This window comes from Sphingobium sp. SA2, assembly GCF_032227065.1.
Lineage (GTDB): Bacteria > Pseudomonadota > Alphaproteobacteria > Sphingomonadales > Sphingomonadaceae > Sphingobium.
This window is the reverse complement of record NZ_JAPMXX010000006.1, coordinates 2,140,839-2,159,934: the sequence shown is the minus strand read 5'-3', so window position 1 is coordinate 2,159,934 and position 19,096 is coordinate 2,140,839. Positions and strand designations below refer to the sequence as shown.

The 19,096-nt window shown below is 63.4% G+C and carries 14 protein-coding genes; 10 read left to right on the top strand and 4 right to left on the bottom strand.

All coding sequences use genetic code 11. The features are described 5' to 3' along the window. Nucleotides 1-415: 415 nt before the first annotated feature. The 3 genes from OVY48_RS18205 to OVY48_RS18195 are packed head-to-tail and all read left to right on the top strand — an operon-like array spanning nucleotide 416 to nucleotide 4,623. On the top strand, nucleotides 416-2,137 hold the full coding sequence (locus OVY48_RS18205; RefSeq protein ID WP_069066567.1) for an ABC transporter ATP-binding protein: 1,722 nt from the start codon (nucleotides 416-418) through the stop codon (nucleotides 2,135-2,137). Next, complete coding sequence (locus OVY48_RS18200; protein WP_313923882.1) at nucleotides 2,121-3,191, top strand: efflux RND transporter periplasmic adaptor subunit; 1,071 nt, start codon at nucleotides 2,121-2,123, stop codon at nucleotides 3,189-3,191. Before OVY48_RS18205 ends, OVY48_RS18200 begins: the two co-directional genes overlap by 17 nt. Next, complete coding sequence (locus OVY48_RS18195; protein WP_313923880.1) at nucleotides 3,181-4,623, top strand: TolC family protein; 1,443 nt, start codon at nucleotides 3,181-3,183, stop codon at nucleotides 4,621-4,623. Before OVY48_RS18200 ends, OVY48_RS18195 begins: the two co-directional genes overlap by 11 nt. Nucleotides 4,624-4,666: 43 nt before the next feature. Here OVY48_RS18195 and OVY48_RS18190 read toward each other — a convergent pair whose 3' ends face one another. Both OVY48_RS18190 and OVY48_RS18185 read right to left on the bottom strand, forming a co-directional pair. Next, nucleotides 4,667-5,674 (bottom strand): HWE histidine kinase domain-containing protein, encoded by a 1,008-nt coding sequence (locus OVY48_RS18190; RefSeq protein ID WP_313923878.1) that lies wholly within the window; start codon nucleotides 5,672-5,674, stop codon nucleotides 4,667-4,669. Nucleotides 5,675-5,754: 80 nt separating this feature from the next. Continuing rightward, nucleotides 5,755-7,770, bottom strand: a complete 2,016-nt coding sequence (locus OVY48_RS18185) for a PAS domain-containing sensor histidine kinase (RefSeq protein ID WP_313923877.1) — start codon at nucleotides 7,768-7,770, stop codon at nucleotides 5,755-5,757. 190 nt (nucleotides 7,771-7,960) lie between these two features. Here OVY48_RS18185 and OVY48_RS18180 point away from each other — a divergent pair, with 190 nt between their 5' ends. From OVY48_RS18180 to OVY48_RS18155, 6 genes are all read left to right on the top strand, one after another. Further along, entirely contained in the window at nucleotides 7,961-8,614 is a 654-nt protein-coding gene (locus tag OVY48_RS18180) for a TetR/AcrR family transcriptional regulator (protein ID WP_313923876.1), read from the top strand. Nucleotides 8,615-8,781: 167 nt separating this feature from the next. Continuing rightward, nucleotides 8,782-9,960 (top strand): amine dehydrogenase large subunit, encoded by a 1,179-nt coding sequence (locus tag OVY48_RS18175; RefSeq protein WP_313923875.1) that lies wholly within the window; start codon nucleotides 8,782-8,784, stop codon nucleotides 9,958-9,960. 2 nt (nucleotides 9,961-9,962) lie between these two features. Beyond that, nucleotides 9,963-10,493 carry a MauE/DoxX family redox-associated membrane protein gene (locus OVY48_RS18170; RefSeq protein ID WP_313923874.1) on the top strand — a complete coding sequence of 177 codons (531 nt, stop codon included), beginning with the start codon at nucleotides 9,963-9,965 and terminating at the stop codon, nucleotides 10,491-10,493. A 6-nt stretch (nucleotides 10,494-10,499) separates the two neighbouring features. Continuing rightward, nucleotides 10,500-11,102, top strand: a complete 603-nt coding sequence (locus OVY48_RS18165; protein WP_313923873.1) for a methylamine utilization protein MauD — start codon at nucleotides 10,500-10,502, stop codon at nucleotides 11,100-11,102. 22 nt (nucleotides 11,103-11,124) lie between these two features. Continuing rightward, nucleotides 11,125-11,670: a methylamine dehydrogenase (amicyanin) small subunit gene (mauA, locus tag OVY48_RS18160; RefSeq protein WP_069066561.1), complete on the top strand. Its 546-nt coding sequence runs from the start codon at nucleotides 11,125-11,127 to the stop codon at nucleotides 11,668-11,670. A 10-nt stretch (nucleotides 11,671-11,680) separates the two neighbouring features. Next, on the top strand, nucleotides 11,681-12,190 hold the full coding sequence (locus OVY48_RS18155; protein WP_313923872.1) for a cytochrome C: 510 nt from the start codon (nucleotides 11,681-11,683) through the stop codon (nucleotides 12,188-12,190). 204 nt (nucleotides 12,191-12,394) lie between these two features. Here the strand turns inward: OVY48_RS18155 and OVY48_RS18150 are convergent, their stop codons facing one another. Continuing rightward, nucleotides 12,395-15,109, bottom strand: coding sequence for a TonB-dependent receptor (locus tag OVY48_RS18150; protein ID WP_313923871.1), 2,715 nt, complete (start codon nucleotides 15,107-15,109; stop codon nucleotides 12,395-12,397). A gap of 368 nt (nucleotides 15,110-15,477) precedes the next feature. Between OVY48_RS18150 and OVY48_RS18145 the strand changes: the two genes are divergently transcribed. Then, complete coding sequence (locus OVY48_RS18145; RefSeq protein WP_313923870.1) at nucleotides 15,478-17,514, top strand: sulfotransferase; 2,037 nt, start codon at nucleotides 15,478-15,480, stop codon at nucleotides 17,512-17,514. Between the two features lie 16 nt (nucleotides 17,515-17,530). On the opposite strand, the gene OVY48_RS18140 is transcribed toward OVY48_RS18145, so the two are convergent. After that, nucleotides 17,531-19,084: a DUF389 domain-containing protein gene (locus tag OVY48_RS18140; protein ID WP_313923869.1), complete on the bottom strand. Its 1,554-nt coding sequence runs from the start codon at nucleotides 19,082-19,084 to the stop codon at nucleotides 17,531-17,533. Between the last annotated feature and the right edge of the window lie 12 nt (nucleotides 19,085-19,096).

The following is a 19,096-nucleotide window of genomic DNA, read 5'->3' as shown; positions in this document are numbered from 1 at the left end:
CCCTGTTATCCCGTACGTCCTTCTGCACGCCCGAAATCAGCGAACAGGATGATCATACACTGTGATCGATAGCGTGGCGGTGCCGTTATGTGCGCCCGACGTGGATCAACACTGTTGCTGAACAGTAAACCGATGTGTCGATACTATTATTTCATCGTAATTTTCGCAATTAGCGATTTGATCCGATGGCGGTGCATCGCTACTTGGACCGCAAGCCACTGGGGCGGCCCGTGACCCGGCGACGTCGGGTTCACTGCGCCAGGGCAGAATTATAGACAAAAACGTCATTAGGAGCTGAGCAGCGCCATCCAGGGTATCGCCATGGATGGCTTTATTATGCTCTTGATGATGCAGCGCGCCCTTGTGGTGTCGGCTGTGTTTTGGATCATGTTGTTACGCGGTGGGACATTCGAATATGGCGGCTCCGGTCGATGTGCGATTGCGCGACTTCTTTGCCTGGGCGGGACCGATCATCGGTCCTGACAAGGCTTTCATCAGACTGACACTGGTTTACGGTGTCGGCATTGGCCTGTTGTCGCTAGCCACGCCGATCTCGGTGCAGATGCTGATCAACTCCGTGGCGAATACGGCGTTGCCAGCGCCATTGTTCACGCTGGCGGCGATCCTGCTCGGATTGTTGCTGATATCGGCGCTGCTCGGCGCGTTCCGCATGCATTTGATGGAGATGTTCCGACGCCGTTTCTTCGCCCGGCTGGTCGCGGACATCACCTTGCGCGCGGTGTACGCGCAAAATCCCTTTTTCCAGGACGAGCGACGCGGCGACCTGTTCAACCGTTTCTTCGAGTTGATGACGGTGCAGAAGGCGATCCCGTCGCTGCTGATCGGAGGCTTTTCGATCATCCTGCAAGCGAGCGTCGGCTTTGTCGTGACGGCTTTCTATCACCCCTTCTTCCTGGCGTTCAACGTCGGCTTCATCTTCGCCGTCTGGCTGATCTGGCGTCTTTGGTATCGGGGCGCGATGCGGACGTCGGTGGCGCTGAGCTATCGCAAATATGAGGCCGCCCACTGGCTGGAAAGCGTGGGTGGATCGAACGGCTATTATAAATCGAGCCGCCATCTCCACTTCGCCATGGACCGGTCCGAAGAGGCCACCGCCGCCTATGTGAAGGAGCATAAGGCGCATTTCCGCTATGCCTTCCCGCAAAGCCTTGCGCTGCTGATCCTCTATGCGGTGGCCAGCGCCGGGTTGCTGGCGCTGGGCGGCTGGCTGGTCATTCAGGGGCAATTGTCGATCGGCCAACTGGTCGCGGCCGAACTGATCCTGTCGAGCATCTTCTATGGGGCCGCACAATTGGGGCCGTATCTCGACAGTTTCTACGATCTGGTCGCAGGCGTCGAGGAACTCTCGCTGATCCTCGCCATTCCGCAGGAGCAAGTGCCCGAACCCAAGCCCGACGCCGCACGGCCCGCCCATGGCGCGCTCGTCCTCCATTCCGTCCGCGCGCCGATCGGCCGCGACGAAGCGGAGATCGACATCGTCATTCCAGGCGGCAGCCGGCTGATCGGTGCGGCCGACCCGGACATGGACCGCCTGCTCTCCACGCTGCTCAAGCGGCATATCCGGCCGACCAGCGGCATCATCACGCTGGGCGGCGCGGACATCACCTCGCTCGACATGTATCAGCTTCGCAGCGACGTGATCGTCCTCAACCGGCCGACCATCGTGGAAAGTTCGATACGCGATTATCTCTCGCTCGCGCGTGCCGAGAATGACTCCGTCGGCATCATGGACGTGTTGCGCGCCGTGGGCCTGGACGAACGGGTCGCCGCCCTGCCCGATGGCATGGACACGCGCCTGTCCTCCACCGGCTGGCCGTTGGCGCTGGTCGAGATCATGCAGTTGAAGCTGGCAAGCGCCCTGCTCGCCCAGCCGCGCATCCTCGTCCTGTCGGCACTCTACGACATGGTGCCGGTCCATCATCTGGAGGCGGCTTTCGCCATGTTGAAGGGCAAGCCCGTGACCATCCTCTATTTCTCCAGCCGCCCGCACGACATCACCCTGGATGGCTGGCTGTGGCTGGGTCGCAAGAAGCAGCGCCTGGTTGCCGACCGGGAGAGTTTCGACGCCCTGCGCGCTGGCGCTGGCAAGGAGGCTGGCGATGCCGTTTCGCGCTAATCATCTGTCGCATTTCAAGACGCTGGCGAGCATTCGTGCGCCGCGCGTCACCCGCGCGCTGGCATGGATGCTAGTGGCGACGATCGTCGGCTGCATCCTGTTCATGATCTTCGTGCCGTGGGTGCAGACCGCGCCGGGGACCGGCGCCGTCATCGCGCTCGACCCGCGCGACCGGGTGCAAAATATCACCGCGCTCGTCCCCGGCCGGATCGAACAATGGTATGTCACCGACGGCAGCTTGGTAAAGCGTGGCGATCCGATCGCACGGATCAGCGACAATGATCCCAATCTGCTCGACCGCCTGCGCGCCGAACGGGCGCAGGCCGATGTCGAAATCATGGCAGCGCAGCAGGCCATGCGGGTGGCGCAACTGGACGTGTCGCGCATGGAAACGCTGTACCGCGAAGGCTTGGCCCCCCGCCGCGACTATGAACTGGCCCAGATCAAGGTCAGCGATTATGCCGCCAAGGTCGCGCAGGCGCGGGCCGAGCGGACGCGCGTGGACGTCAGCCTCAACCGCCAGTCGGTCCAGATGATCCGTGCGCCGCGCGCTGGCCGCGTGCTGCGCATCCAGGGTGGCGACAATGCGACCATGGTCAGCGCGGGCGACATCGTAGCGACCTTCGCACCCGAACAGTCGCAGCGTGTGGTCGAGCTTTATGTCGACGGCCGCGATGTGCCGTTGATCGAGATCGGCCGCCGTGTCCGCTTGGAATTTGAAGGCTGGCCCGCCATCCAGTTCAGCGGCTGGCCCTCCGTCGCGCAGGGCATGTTCGATGGCAAGGTGCGCGCGATCGACGTGTCGGCATCGGCCAACGGCCTGTTCCGCGTCATCGTAGAACCAGCAGCGGACCGGCCGGCTTGGCCGCAGGAACCCTATGTCCGATTGGGGGCCAAGGTGCGCGGCTGGGTGTTGATGGATACCGTCAGCGTCGGGTTCGAACTGTGGCGGCAACTCAACGACTTCCCGCTGCAATTCCAGCGTCCCGGCAATGTGCCCGACGCTTCAGCGACGAATGCGACCGATGCCAATGCCAACAGCAATGCCAAGTAAGCGCCTGCTCATCGTCGCCGCGCTGATGGCGACGGTTGCGCCTGCGATCGCGCAGGATATCGCGCCGTTGCCGACGCGGGCGGCTGCGCCCTCCCTGTCCGGCCCGCTGCAACTGGCGGATGTGCTGGCGTCATCGCGCCAACATGCGCCGCAGGTGCTGGAAGCGCTGGCGCGGGTGCGCGGCGCGCAGGGCAAGCGCCTGTCGGCCGAGGGCGCGTTCGACACGGTCTTTTCCGCCGCCGCCGACAGCCGCCTGACCGGCTATTATGACAGCCGCTATGCCGAAACGAAGGTGACGCGGCCGCTCGAACAATGGGGCGGCAATGTCTATGGCGGCTATCGTGTTTCCGACGGGCGCTTCCCCATCTACGAGGATAAAAGCTACACCAACCAGCTTGGCGAGATAAAGGCAGGCGTGGTGCTGGCGCTGCTCCGCGACCGGGCGATCGATGATCGGCGGTTCAACCGGACGCAGGCCGAAGCCGATATTGCGCTCGCCGATGCCGACCGCCTGTTCGTCGCGATCGGCGTGCAGCGGCGGGCACTGGACGCCTATAATCAGTGGGTGGTGGCGGGCGAACGGCTGGAGATCGTGCGCAATCTGCTGGCGCTGGCGCAGGATCGTCAGACGGGGCTGGAGCGCCAGGTCACGCTGGGGCTGCGCCCGCGCATCATCCTGACCGAGAATCAGCAGAATATCCTACGGCGGCAGACATTGGTGGTGCAGGCGGAACAGGCGCTGGCCAGTGCCGCCAACACGCTGTCGCTCTATTGGCGTGACGCGGATGGACGGCCGGTGATCCCGTCGCCTGCGCAACTGCCATCGGACCTGCCCAACCCCCTGCCCTTGCCGGTCGATCCCAAATCGGCGCTGTCGATGCGGCCGGACCTGCGCACCATCGATGTGCGGATGCAGGTCGCGCGCGACCGGCTGGCGCTGGACCGCAATGCGCTGTTGCCCCGCCTCGACTTCAACGCCGAAGCGTCGCGCGACATCGGACCGATCGGCGAGGGCGGACGATCGCGCGAAGGCACGGACACCCGCGTCGGGCTGACCTTCACCCTGCCACTCCAGCGCCGCGCGGCGCAGGGCCGGATCATGCAGACCCAGGCGGAGATCGAGGCGGCGATGCTGCGTGGCCAGGGGCTGCGCGAGCAGATCATCGCGGAGATCGACACGATCGGCGTCGCGGTCGATGCGACCGAGCGGCTGCTGACGCTGGCAGGCGACGAACAGGCGCGCGCGCAGGACATGGCCCAGGCCGAACGACGCCGGTTCGAAATGGGGGCGAGCGACTTCTTCCTGGTCAACATCCGCGAGGAAGCGGCCGCCGATGCGGCCTTGCGCAAGCTGGATGCCGCCTATCGGCAGTTGATCGCCCATGCGGACCTGGCCGCCGCCAGCGCCGATACCGACGCCTTGGGACTATGAGCGGATAATCGTCGCGCGCTTCACACGGCCAACCGCGCGCGCTTCACACGGCCAACCGCGCCCGCTTAATGCGCAGGGTCACGATCAGGCCGGTTTCGGCCCAGTCATAATCGATGGTGCCGCCAAGTTGGCCGCGCACGCTACGCTGCACCAGCTTGCTGCCGAAGCCACCTGCGCCGTCCGGCTCCTCCACCTTTGGTCCGCCATGTTCCAGCCAGGTGAGGATGACATCATCCTCCTCGGCCATGCTGGAGACATCGAGCGTACCGGCCTCATGCGACAAGGCGCCATATTTCATCGAGTTGGTCGCCAGTTCGTGAATGACGAGGGCCAGCCCGGTCGCCGCATGTTCGCCCACGCCCATCCGCTCGACAGCGACCCTGATGCGGCCCTTGAACGCGCCCAGATCGTCATAGGGGGCCAGCAATACCGACAGAAGATCGCCCAGCAATGCCGCATTACCCTGCCCATTGGGCAGCGGGCGGACCAGATCATGCGCCCGGCCCAATGCCGACAAACGCTCGGTCAATTCCCCCGCCATATCCTCCTTGCTGAGAGCGGAGCGCGAGGAAATGGCGGTCAGGCCCGATGCTATGGCGAGCAGATTCTTGACGCGATGGCTCATTTCCCCGGCCAGAAGCTCATGCCCCTCTTCGGCCTGCTTGCGGCCGGTCACATCCAGGAAGATGCCGTACATGGTCCGCCCGACGATGCCGTCATCCTCGCCTTGGCCGCGCGCGGCGATCCACCGCACTTCGTCGCCGATCAATATGCGGAAATCGGTTTCATAGGGACCAAGGATGGCGCGCGTCGCGGAGAATGCGGATCGCACCCTGTCCCGGTCGGCGGGGTGAATGCGTGTGGATAGTTTTTCGAACGTGACCTGCTCACCCTGCGGCAGACCCCATAGTTTGAAGCCCAGCTCATCCATGGTGAAGGCGTCGGTATCGACATTCCAGGCCCAGAGCGCGACTCCAGCGGCGAAGATCGCGCGCCGCAACTGCGCGGGCTGCCACTCATGCGCCTCCGGCATTTCTTGAACCAATGTCATTCCCCGATCATGCCGTGCGTCCAGCCCCTATCACAATGGGCGGGCAGCGGGGGAATAATCCATCGGATGCCGCTTGGCGGTCAGGCTTCGGTCGGATGGATGGTTTCGAGCCGATCGGCCAGTTCGGCATTGCGGAAGGGCTTGGTCAGGCGCGGCAGATCCGGTGCAATCCCCTCCGCCTCGGCATAGCCGGACACGATCAGCACAGGCAGGTCGGGCATCCGGGTCCGCAGGCTGCGCGCCAGTTCCTCGCCATTCATCCCCGGCATCAGATGGTCGGTCACCAATATGGTCGGCGCGACGCCCGCCTCGATCAGGTGCAGGGCTTCCTCGGCGGATTTCGCCTCGACCACGTCATAGCCAAGGTCGTTGAGCATGTCGGCGGTACTCATCCGCACCAGTTCCTCATCATCGACCAGCAAGGCCGTGCCGCGCGCGACGGATATGCGCGGCAGCACGCGAATCTGATCGTCACTGCCGATCGCGTCCGGGCTGACGGGGAGCCAGAGTTCGACCGTGGTTCCCTCACCCGGCGCGCTGATGATGGTCAGCCCACCGCCCAGTTGCGCGGCCAGGCCGTGGGCCATCGACAGGCCAAGGCCGGTGCCCTTGCCGATGCCTTTGGTCGAAAAGAAGGGCTCGATGGCGCGCGCGCGCGTTGCTTCGTCCATGCCGATGCCCGTGTCGGCGACCGAGAGGCGCACATAATGGCCGACGCGCAGGCCCGCGGGATGCCGCCCCCGCACGCTGGCGCGGCTCGCCGAGATGGTCAGTTCGCCGCCCGCAGGCATGGCGTCGCGGGCGTTGACGCTTAAATTAAGGATCGCCATTTCCAGCTGGTTGGCATCGGCCCGCGCCGGGGGCAAATCGTCGGCGATGCTGACCCGCAGGTCGATTTTCGGGCCGATCGTGCTGCTCACCAGGCTCGCCATCCCTGTGACGAGGTCATCGAGCGCGACCGCCTTGGGCTGGAGCGGCTGTCGCCGCGCGAAGGCGAGAAGGCGTTGCACCAGCGTCTTGGCGCGTTCGGCCGATTGGAGCGCGCCGTCGATCAGGCGACGTTCGCGCTCGCTGCCCAGGCCGCGGCGCATCAGCAGGTCGAGCGAGCCGATGATGGGGGTGAGCAGATTGTTGAAGTCATGGGCGACGCCGCCGGTCAACTGGCCCATCGATTCGAGCTTCTGCGACTGGCGCAACGCTTCCTGGGTTTGCAGCAATTCTTCTTCGCGCGCCTTGTCTTCGCTCAGGTCACGGCCGATCGCGATGAAATTCACCCCGTCCGGTTCGGGCGACACGGTCCAGCCGATCGGCGTCCAGCCGCCGTCAGCCGTGGCGATGCGATTTTGAAAGCGGGTGGGAAGGCCGGTGCGGCTCATATCCTCAATGGCGGCGAGCGTCACCGCCGCATCATCGGGATGCATGAAATCGACATAGGGTGTCGCCAGCAGATGCGCCTCCGACCAGCCCAATACGCGGGTCCAGGCGGGATTGACTGCCCCCATGCGCCCGGCAAAGTCCGCGCGGGCAAGCATGTCTTCGGACAATATCCACAGCCGGTTGCGCTCGGAGGCTTCGGCTTCGCGGCGGGTGCGCTCCGCCAATATCTGCTCGGTGGTTTCGACACAGGCGCAGAAGAGGCCATCGACCGTCCCGGCCGCGTCGCGAACTGGCGTGTAGGAGAAAGCGAAATGCGCTTCGCGCGGACGGCCCGGACGATCGAGCATGAGTTCGATATCGTCCATATGCACAGGCTCGCCCGCCGACACCTTGGCGAAGAGCGGGGCGATGTTCGCCCGGATTTCGGGCCAGACGTCGAAGAAGGTGCGACCGAGCGCTGCCGGATGGCGGTCCGCCAGCATCGGGGCGTAGCGGTCATTATAGAGGAAGATATGGTCAGGCCCCCAGCCGATGAACATCGGTTGATCGGCCGACAGCATGAGGGCCACCAGCGTCTTGAGCGGCTGCGGCCAGCTTTGCGGCGCGCCAAGCGGCGTTGCCGACCAGTCCTTTGACCGGACCAACTCGCCCATGACCCCGCCCCCCGACAGGAAGTGCATGTCCTGGCCGCGATCCATGCTGGCAGCGCTATCATTCATAAAAGGGGTAATCCGTCGGTCCTATCCATCATCTGATCTTTGCGAACCGACGCCAGCCTTCACAGTTCCGTCCAATATGCAATATGCCCTTGTTTTTGCGAAAATCTTGCCCGTCATCTGCGCCGAAATGGTGCCAAAGGGTGGCGACTTTTCCCCAGCGATGCTAGGACGGGGCAAGGCAGAACCAGATATGATACTCGCTCCCCCACGGCCCGGCATCTATGTCAGGGGCACCGAAACCGTCGATCAGATCCTCAAGGCCGCGCTCGACGTGCTGATCGATGAAGGAGCCGACGCCTTCACCCTGCGCCGCATCGCCGCGCGGTGCGACATGAAGGTCGGCAATGTCAGCTATCATTTTCCGCGCAAGGAAATGCTGATCCAGGTGATGCTCGATGAACTGGTCGAGTCTTATGGCAGCGTGCTGGATCAGACGGTGCGCAAGCCGGGGCTGACCGCCGAAGAGCGGCTGAGACGGATCATCCTCCTATGTCTTGACGACATCCAGACCAAGCGCACGACCCATTTGTTCACGGAATTATGGGCGCTCGCCAATCATAGCGATTTCGTCGCGGATCGCGTCCGTGCCTTTTACCAGCGCGTGCATGATGCGATCGGCGAATATGTCGCGCAGCTCAATCCCGCCTTGTCCCCCGACGACGTGCATAGCGTGGCCCTGTTCATCAGCGCGTCGATGGAAGGATCGACGCCGTTCCTGGGCCATGGCAAGCCCTGGGCACACAAGATGCCGGCATTTACCGCGCTTGCCGCTACGTCATTCATCCACCTGGCCAAGACGGTGACCGCGCGCGATATTGCAGGGTTGGTCACCGAAACGGCGTGATCATGCTACTGCCTGCGCTTTGTTGCGGTGCAGAAATAAATTCGCGACCGCCCCCGTTAAGCGCTTGACCGATCCCGGACATCTGTCCAGACTTCATGCCAGCGCTGGGGGGCGTGGACAGCGTGAGTCCGCAGGCCCGCCCGCCGCATCAAGGGGGATCAGGCCAGATGTCGAGGACCGCCACCAAGGCAATATTCGCTGCCGCCGCGCTAGGCTGGACGCTGTTCGCGACCGCGGCATGGGCTGCTCCCGCCGCTGAGACCGACGCCGTGCCGGAAGCGGAAACATCCGACGTGATGACCATCCCGCCGCCCAAGCCGACCTGGTTCTTCGTCGATGGCGGATGGGACATGGCGGGCACGAGCATCTTCGACGGCGAAACCGGCAAGATGAAGGGCATGGTCGAAACCCGCCGCCTCGCCGATTTCGCGATCGATCCTGCAGGCAAATATTATTATGTCTCCGAAACCATCTGGTCGAAGGGGGATCGCGGCACGCGACAGGATATGGTGTCGGTCTATGACAGCCAGACGCTGAACCTCGTCACCGAAATTCCCCTGCCCGGCCGCATCCTGATCGGTTCGCGCAAGAATAATTTCATCATCAGCGACGATGGCAAGACCGCCTATATCTATGATTTCAGCCCCGCCTCCGGGGTCAATATCGTTGACCTGGCCAAGCGCAAATTCGTGACGGCGATCGAACTGCCGGGCTGCGCCAGCCTGATGCCCAATCCCGGCGTCGGCTTTTCGGCGCTCTGTTCGGACGGGTCGCTGGCCACCGTGGCCATCAAGGGGACCAAGGCGGACATCACGCATAGCGCGCCTTTCTTCTCCGCCACCGACGATCCGATCTTCGACAATTTTACCTATGACAAGCGCAAGCAGGAAACGACCTTCCTCACTTACACTGGCCAGATATTCCAGGCGAAGCTGGGCGCGACCCCGACCATTGCCGCGCCCTTTTCGATCCAGGCGGCAGCGGGCATTCGCCCCGGCGAAACCAAGCCGCTGGAATTGAACTGGTATCCGGGCGGTCGGCAACCAATGGCGTTGCATCGACCATCGGGCCATTTGTTCGTGCTGATGCATATGGGCGAATATTGGACGCACAAGGCATCGGGGACTGAAGTGTGGGAGGTCGATCTGGCCACGCAGAAGGTCGTCAAGCGCCGCGCGCTCAAGGAACCGATGAACAATATCGAAGTGTCGCAAACCGACAAACCGCTGCTGTTCATGAATGGCGAAGAGGCCAGCGCCATCGTCATCGACCTCGCCACCGGGGAAGAAAAACATAAGATCGAGCGGGCCGGTGGCAGCACCATCACGGTCGCGGACCCATCCTGACCATGGAACTGGGCCTTGCGGTCATCGGCCTTGCGGCATCGATCGGTGTCGGTCTGATCCTGCTGCTGTCGGGCGTTGAAAAGCTTCGGCACCGCGCGCTGCTACCGGGCGTGATCGCCAATTATCGGCTGCTGCCCCCGGCGTTGGTCGCGCCCGCCGCGCTACTGCTACCGGTTGCGGAACTGCTGATCGGTGGCGCCTTGGTGGCGTGGCTTGCGCCGCTGCCGGTCGTCTTGGCCATACTGCTGCTGCTCATGTTCGCGCTGGCCATGGCGATCAACATCGCGCGGGGTCGCAGTCATATCGATTGCGGATGTGGCCGCTCGCAACTGCGCCATCCAATCGGCTGGCCGCTGGTCAGTCGCAATGTGGCCCTGGCGCTGCTGCTCGTGCCGCGCCTGTGGCCCGTGCCGCCCCTGTCCGCCATCGACATGGGCACCGCCATTGCAGGTGGCCTCGCCATCGCGCTCGCCTATCCACTCTATACCGCCATCGCGGCTTTGATCGCGTCGCCCGCCGCCTACCGGAGATAAGCATCCATGCTGACATCGCTCATCATCTCGCAAATCCTCTCCTGGGTCGTGATCCTGGGGCTTGGCGTCGCGCTGCTCGCGCTCGCGCGGCAGGTGGGCGTGCTGCATATCCGCGTCGCGCCAGCGGGCGCGCTGACGACCAGCGGCGGCCCGGCGGTGGGCGACGTCACGATCAAGATCGATGCGCGCTCCATAGACGGCGCGCCGGTCACGGTCGGCGGTCACGCCCATGGCACGCGTTTGCGCCTGCTGATGTTCGTGTCGGCGCAATGCCCCTTGTGCAAAGCCATCATTCCCATGGCCAAATCCTTTGCCCGCGACGAGCGCGTCGCGCTGACCTTCGTCGGCGATGACGATGTTGCCGCGCAGCGCGCCATGATCGCGCAGCATGGGCTGGAATCCTATATGTTCGTCAACGGTCCCGATGTGGGCCAGGCGTTCGGCGTCGCCAAGCTGCCCTTTGCGGTGCTGCTCGATGCCGAGGGCACCATCCTGTCCAAGGGGCTGGTGAACAGCCGGGAGCATCTCGAAAGCCTGGTCGTCGCCCATGAAATGGGGATCAAGACCGTGCAGGATTATATCGGATCGTTGAAGGCACAGGCGGCCTGAACGGCCAAAGGGGGGCAGTGACATGAAGAGGTTCAACGCCGACGCCATGGGCGAAAAACTGCTGCGGCGGCTCGCCGGGGGCAGCTCGCGTCGCTCCATGCTCTCGCGCCTGGGCGCGGCGCTGGTGGCCGCGCCCGTTTTCCCGCTGCTACCGGTCAGCCGCGCGGAGGCGGCCAAGCCCGATCGCTCGCCCGAAGCCAAGACCGGCTTTGCCCGCAATGCCCAGACCAAGGACGATACCAAGTGCGACTATTGGCGCTATTGCGCCATCGATGGCGCGCTCTGCACCTGTTGCGGGGGTGGGCTGCATAGTTGCCCGCCCGGCGCCGAGCCATCGCCGGTGTCCTGGGTCGGCACCTGCATCAACCCGGACGATGGCAAGGCCTATCTGATCGCCTATCGCGACTGTTGCGGCAAACCCGCCTGCGGCCAATGCGGATGCGACAATACCGACCGCGAAACCCAGCTCTACATGCCCCAGCTCAACAATGACGTCATCTGGTGCTTTGGCACCAGCAGCATGGAATATCATTGTTCGACCGCGGTGATGGTGGGCGCGGCCAGTTGAGGGCAAGGGTTTGCGCAGGCTTTTGACGGGGTCGCTGTTGCTGCTCGGCGTGGTCGGCATCGGTCGCGCCGCGTTGCCGCCGATGGGGCCATTGCCCGACGCGATCAGCGACCCGGAACTGGCGCGCTCCGACTATGCCGAACATTGCGGCGGCTGCCATGGCATTCAGGGCAGCGCCGCCCCGGCGCAACTACCCGAACTGCGCGGCCGGGTCGGCTGGTTCCTCTGCACGCCGCAATCGCGCGCCTATCTCATCCGCCTGCCCAACATTGCGCACAGCCGGATCAGCGATAACCAGCAATTGGCCGACCTCGTCAATTTCATGGTGTTTGGCCTCGGCGGTCCCAGCGTGCCGGCCGGTGCCAAGCCGTTCACGGCGCAAGAGGTGGAACGAGAACGCAAATTCGCCCTCTCCTCCGCCTCGCTCAAGGCCGAACGCGCCCGCTATGTGGAAGTCGCGATCAAGCAATGTGGCGCGCCCAGCGCCATGCGCCTGCTCTATCCCGGCCAGAAACCCTAAGACGCTCTCTAATAGCATCGCGCAATAGGGCTGACTCATGCGTGTCGTTCCCCGGCGAAGGCCGGGGTCCAGTTCTGACCGCTGGACTGGACCCCGGCCTTCGCCGGGGAACGACAAGCCTATGCACCTTGGCATAAAACACGGCCAAAAATAATGCCGCCGGATCGCTGATCCGGCGGCATTGTCATGCGGTGGCGCTAACCGTCAGAATTTCTGGCCGAAGCGGATGCCGAAAAATTGCGGCTTGATCGTAAAGGTCCGCGCCGAGCCGGAGCAGAAGTCGATCGAGCAGAAGGTGTTCTTCGTCAATTCCCCGCGCTTGTCGAAAGCGTTCTGCAGGAACAGCGTCAGGCTCCAGCTATCCTTCTTGATCCCCCCTGAAAAATCGAAGCTGACAAAGCCCTTGGTATTGCCGAGCAGCGCATTGCTGGCAACGTTCAGATCCTGCGTCGCGCCGGTCTGATAGAGCGCTGCCCCCTGAATATAGGCGGCATAATCGCCCATATAGGTGTCGTAGCGGATCGACGTCGTGCCTTTGAATTTGGGCTGGCGCGGCAGCCGGGTGCCATCGGCGGCGGCGACCTGGGGCGTGGGAGGGTCAGAGTCGGGCACGAATTCACCCAACGTGCATGTCGACAATTGGGATATGCTCGATGTGTCGCGATCGAGCGCAAAGTTGCAGAAATTGCCCTTCAGCTTGCCGTCGTTATAGGCGCCGGAGGTCGAGAGCGTCACATTGCCGAGTTTCAGATCGGCATCATATTCGATGCCCTTCACCACGGCCTTGCCCGCATTGCCGGTCATGCCCGCGCCCTGCGCCCCGGATACGACGACGCCATATTGGATATTATTCCATTTTTCATAATAGACGGCGGCGTTGAAGCGGAAGATGTTGTTCCACGTCGTCTTGACGCCCAGTTCGAAATTGGTGAGCGTTTCGGACTTGAACGGGGCCACATCCACCGGGCCGAAATTGCGGATACGCAGGGGTCGGTTGAAGCCGCCGGGGCGGAAACCGGTCGAGTAATTGGCATAGACCATCTTGTCGTGCTGGAACTGCCAGTCCAGCGCGATCTTGTGCGTCTCGCCATCCTCCTTGTAGCGCCCGGTCTGATCGGCTGCGCGGAAATTGGTGTTGAGACATTGCAGGCGCTCGGCCGGAAGCGGCGTGGGGCAACCCATCTCGCCGGTCGGAACATAGACCGACGTAATGGTATTGGCCGCCGATCCCGCCACGCCCGCAAAGCCCTTCACCGCATAATCGGTCCAGAAATAGCGGATGCCGCCGGTGATCTTGAGCGTCGGGGTGATGTTGTAATGCCCCTCCGCAAAGATCGCCGTGTCATGGTAAAGCTGGTTCTGTTCGGTGATGTAGAAGCCGTCGCCCTTCACCGCCTGCGTCCCCAATATCATCGTGCCGAGCGGGTTGCCGTTGGCATTGATGACATTGCTGGTATCGAAGAAGGGATTGCCGTCTTCGTCATAATCGATCCCGTACATGCCCGGCACGCCGATCAGCCCGCCCGGCACATCGCCGCCGCCCGTCTGGGTATAGCCTGTGATCGTATCCAGCCCGCGAATGGCATAATAGGTATTGGTCTCGTTCTTCTGCCGCTGGTAGAAGGCACCGAACGTCACGTCGAACGGCCATTCCTTGGGCGTCGAAATCCGCAATTCCTGCGTGAACTTGTTGCGGTGCGTGTCCGCATGATAATATTGCGTCGGGTCGATCAGCGAACATTGCTGTGCCGCGCCCGATCCGGTGCAATTGTCGAAAAACTGCAGATAGCTTTCATAGCCTGCGCCGAACCCGTCATAGGTGACGGTATAATAAGTATAGTCGTTGAGCGTCCGGGTCCGGCGTTTGAAATAGCCGGTCGCCGATACGACGTCCCAGTCGCCGATATGGCCATGAATACTCAGCGCTGCCTGATACCAGCGGTCATCGTTGCGGGTCTTGTCATAATCATGGACTTCCAGGTCGCCGACGCGCGGGTCGAACCCGAAATAGCCATTGGCGACCTGCTTTTGCGCGGTGATTTCGGGCGTGATCGCCCAGCCGTCGACTGGCTCCCACAGCAGTTGCAGGCGGCCGCCAAATTCCTTGATCGTGTTATAATCATCCTTGGCGATGTCGCTATTGTCGAGATTGAAGAAGGTCGCCGGATTATTGTCGCCCAGCGTATAGACCGCCGGTGCGCCATTATTGAGCAGGCCGTTATTGGGTATATTGTCGATATAGCCGCCATCGCGCCGATAATAGCCCATGGCGCGCACCGCCATCGTGTCGCTCAGCGGCACGTTGATATAGGATTCGAGCTGCCCGCCAAAATCGCCCTTGCCATATTTATTGGCCTCGACGTCATAGCCGAATTCGAACTTATCCAGCTTGGGCTTGTTGGTAATCAGGCGGATCGTCCCCGCCAGCGACCCCGCGCCATAGAGCGTGCCCTGTGGCCCCGCCAGCGCTTCGACCCGCTCCAGGTCATAGGCATGAATGTCGGGGACTTCGGTGCCGGTGATCGGAATATCGTCGAGATAATAGCCGACCGATGCATAAGCCCCGCCCGCAGGCACGATGCCCCGGAAAAAGGCGGTGTTGCGGCCTGGCCCGATGCCTTCGAACGAGACGGAGGGCAGCAGGGCGGCGAAATCGCTCAAGCCTTTCACCTGGCGCTCCGCCAGCGTTTCGGCACCCAGCGCCAGCATCGAGATCGGCACTTTCTGGATGCTCTGCGCGCTGCGCGTCGCGGTCACGACGATTTCGCTAAGGCCCGATGATGGATCGGCGGCGGCGGCCTCTGCCGGTGCTTCGGTCTGGGCAAAGGCTGGCGCCGCGAGCGCCAATTGCGTCAGGCATGTCGTAGCGCCCAGCGCGCACAAATTGCGCACTCGTCGCGAGCCAAATCTGATGGCCATGGATAGTCCCCCCTTATACGCGTTGCGTCATGGCCTCTCCCGTTGCAGTGCCCGGCGACCGGGTCTTAACCTTGCAAATCATGACATGCGCTTGCCTTCACCGCGCCGAAGACACGCAAAACCCCCTGCCCGAAAGACGCATCTTTCGGGGTCGCGGCCGAATAACGGCCACGCCGAACATCGTATTTTTTATGAGACAGTTCGCTCACGCAGCAATTCGAACGACTGTCCTAAATTGGATACTGCCACTCAGACGGGCGCTGTCAAGCGGGTGAAAACGCATTTTTTGAACTTTTATGATGCGTCCTCTCGACGGCACGCTGCAATCGGCATAGCCTTTTGTGCAATCGCACAATTTTCGGGGTGCTATGGGAAACGGGTCTGCCGCTGCCGCAACGGGCACTATTGAATCTACGCTCTCGCAGATTGCTGGTCTGGTCGAGACGCGCCCCGATCTCGCGCTGACGCAGGCGCAAGCCCTCCTCGCCCGAACCGGCGGCTTGCCGCAGGCGGAACTGCTCGCCTGCCAGGCGTTGCGGCATCTCGGCCAACCTAAAGACGCCCTCCCCCGCCTCGCTGCGCTGGGCCGCACCTACCCGCGCATCCCCGCCATCGGGTGGGAGTTGGCCCAGGCCGCCGAAGCAGCAGGCGATACCGCCCAAGCCATCGCCGCACTGGAAGCGCTGACCAGGCAACAGCCGTCGGTTGCGGGCGGCTGGTTCCTGCTGGCCCGGCTGTTGCGCATGGTAGGCCGCGAGACGGAGGCCTGGCGTGCCGACCTGTCGGGCATCCACGCCTCGTCGCGCGACCGTGACCTGCTGGAAGCCGCGATCGCCATGAACGAAGCGCGGTTGGACGAGGCCGAAGCGATCCTGGCGACGCGGCTCGACCGCCTGCCCGATGACGCCGCCGCCAGCCGCCTGCTGGGCGAAGTCTGCTGGCGGGGCGGCGACATGAGCCGGGCGCTGGCGCTGGTCGAGCGCGCCGTCACCCTGGCCCCCGGCTTCGACCTGGCGCGCGATTTCCTGATCCGGCTGCTGCTGCAGAACAACCGCCTGTTCGAAGCGCTGGCCCATGCCGAGATATTGGAGAGGTCGCCGCTCAAAAATCCCGGCTACGCGCTGATCAAGGCATCGGTGCTGGTGCGGCTGGGCGATCAGGATGGCGCGCGGGCCATTTACGAACGCCTGTTGGATCAGCAGCCCGACCAGCCGCAGGTCTGGCAGAATCTCGGCCACGCCTTGAAGACGCTCGGCAAACAGGCCGATGCCGTCCACGCCTATCGCCAGGCGGTTCGCTATCGCCCGACCATGGGCGAAGCCTGGTGGAGCCTCGCCAACCTCAAGACTGTCAGGTTGGATGCGCAGGACATTGCGGCGATGGAGCAGGCGCTTGCGTCGCTGGAGCCGGCGGCGGCGGACGGACAGGAGGATATTTTCCACCTCCATTTCTCGCTCGGCAAGGCGTTCGAGGATGCGGCCGATTATGCCGCCGCCTTCCGCCATTATGATGCCGGCAATCGGCTGCGCCGGACGATGGTACGCCATGATGCCGACGAATTTTCCGCCGAACTGCGCGCCATCGCCACCACCTTCACCGCGCCTTTCATCGCCGCGCGGGGTGCTGGCGGTTGCCCCGCACCCGACCCGATCTTCATCGTCGGTCTGCCCCGCTCCGGCTCCACGCTGATCGAACAAATCCTCTCCTGCCACAGCCAGGTCGAAGGCACGATGGAACTGCCCGACATGATGGTCATCGCCAGCCGCCTGCAATCGCGCGTGGATGACGGCGAATTTCCCGATTTCGCCGCAATGGTCGCATCGCTGACGCCTGCCGACCGGCTACGCCTGGGCGAGGAATATATCGACGGCACGCGCGTCCATCGCCATAGCGCCAAGCCACATTTCATCGACAAGATGCCCAATAATTGGCAGCATGTCGGCCTGATCCAATTGATCCTGCCCAACGCGAAAATCATCGACGCCCGCCGCCATCCGATGGGCTGCTGCCTGTCAGGCTGGAAGCAGCATTTCGCGCGCGGCCAGGCCTTCACCTATGATCTGACCGACATCGGCCGCTATTATCGCGACTATGTGGCGCTGATGACCGCCTATGACGCAGCCGCACCGGGGCGCGTGCATCGCCTGATCTACGAACAGATGGTCGCCGATATGCCGGGCGAAGTCGACCGGCTGCTGGCCTATCTATGCCTACCATTCGAAGCGCCATGCCTGGACTTCTGGCGCAGCGACCGCGCGGTGCGCACCGCCAGTTCCGAACAGGTGCGCCAGCCCATCTATGCCGATGGCGTCGACCATTGGCGGCGGTTCGAACCCTGGCTTGGCCCGTTGGCCGATGCGCTGGGGCCGCTGGTCACGACCTATAGGGAATCACCGAACCGCTGATGGACAGCGCAAGAAGTCAGCGGCCAGAGGTCGCGGCAATCTGTAACCGGAAAGTCTGGCCCGATGCCGGTGCGGCGATGGCGGCGATGCCCTGTTCCTTGAGGAGGGCGGCGATTGCTAGCGCCCTGCGTTGCGGCAGGGAGGGTCGTTCGGGGGCATCGGTCGGCAAGCCGGGCACCGACAGTTGCGGACTGTTCCAACGCTTTGCCGCCCAGGCCGAGAGCAGCACGGCTTGCCGCGCCTGCGTGTCCAGCGCGTCTACATTGTCGGCAAAGGCGATGATCGGCAGCGGCGTGAGCGGTGGAATGATGGCGACCTCCCATCCCTCCACGGACTGGATCGCACGTTGTTCGAGCGCGCCATAGGTGGCGAGGTCGGCGCCCGGCAACAGGGCTGCCGTCGCTGTCGCGCGTTGATGATCGCGGTCGATCGTCACGGCGTCGGGCGCCACGCCAGCGGCCAGCGCGATCAGTCCGGCCACTCTGTTGGCCCGGCTGCGGTCATTGGCCAACGCGTCATTGGCCTGCTGCAATTCGGCCCGTTGCGCTTCGACCGATCCCGCGCCGGGATCGAGCAGGACTTGATCCACGCGCAGCGCCACGGGGCGGCCCAGCCGGTCGCTAAGGTCGGTCTGCAATAAGGCGTTGCTTTCGGCGCGGGATCGAGGGGCGATGACCACGCTGCGCACGGCAAGCGGGTTTCGGTCGAAATTGACGTCGAGTTGGGTGATCCGCGACTCCGCTCCATAACGATCGGAGAGGAAGGCGCGGATTTGATTGACCGCCACCGCTTCGCCCGCGATGCGGCTGAGGGATATGGCCAGCGGCACCGCCATCACGACGAAGACCAGCATGAGCAGCACGGTCTGGGTCCAACTTTGCTGGCTCGATAGATAATGGCCGAACCCATAATAGCGGGCCATCACCATCGCCGACAAGGCGATGGTCACGAAGTTGGTGACGAACAGGGCCAATGCGCCGCCCAGGATCGGCATGTTCCAGGTCGCAAGGCCAAAACCCACAACCGCCAGCGGCGGCATCAAGGCCGTGGCGATAGCGACGCCGACGATGGTTTCGCCGCGCCCGCGGATGATCGCGAAGGTACCCGCCAGTGCGGCAAAGAGGGCGACCAGCAGATCGAACAGATTGGGGCGGGTACGCGCCAATATCTCGGCCGTGGGTGCTTTCAGCGGCGAGACGAGAACGATGAACGCGGTGAACAGCAGCGCCGCACCAGCCCCGATCGCCAGGGCCGAAAGCGAGCGGCGCAGTTCGGCAAAGTCGAACAAGGCGAGGCTGAACCCCAGGCCAAGAATCGGGTTCATCAGCGGCGATATGAGCATGGCGCCGATGACGACGGCTGGCGACGACAGGAGCAGCCCCAGCACCGCAATGCCCGCCGACATCATCGTCATGAAGAGATAGCGCGGCGTGCAGCCGCTTTCCTCCACGATGCGGGCGACGACCTTTTCCTGATCGACCGATCCGACCACGGATTTCCGCCACCAGCGATAGAAGGGAATATGATCCCAGCGTGCGGGATAGGGATGGTCTGGCGCAGGCGAAGCCATGGTTTTAGCGCT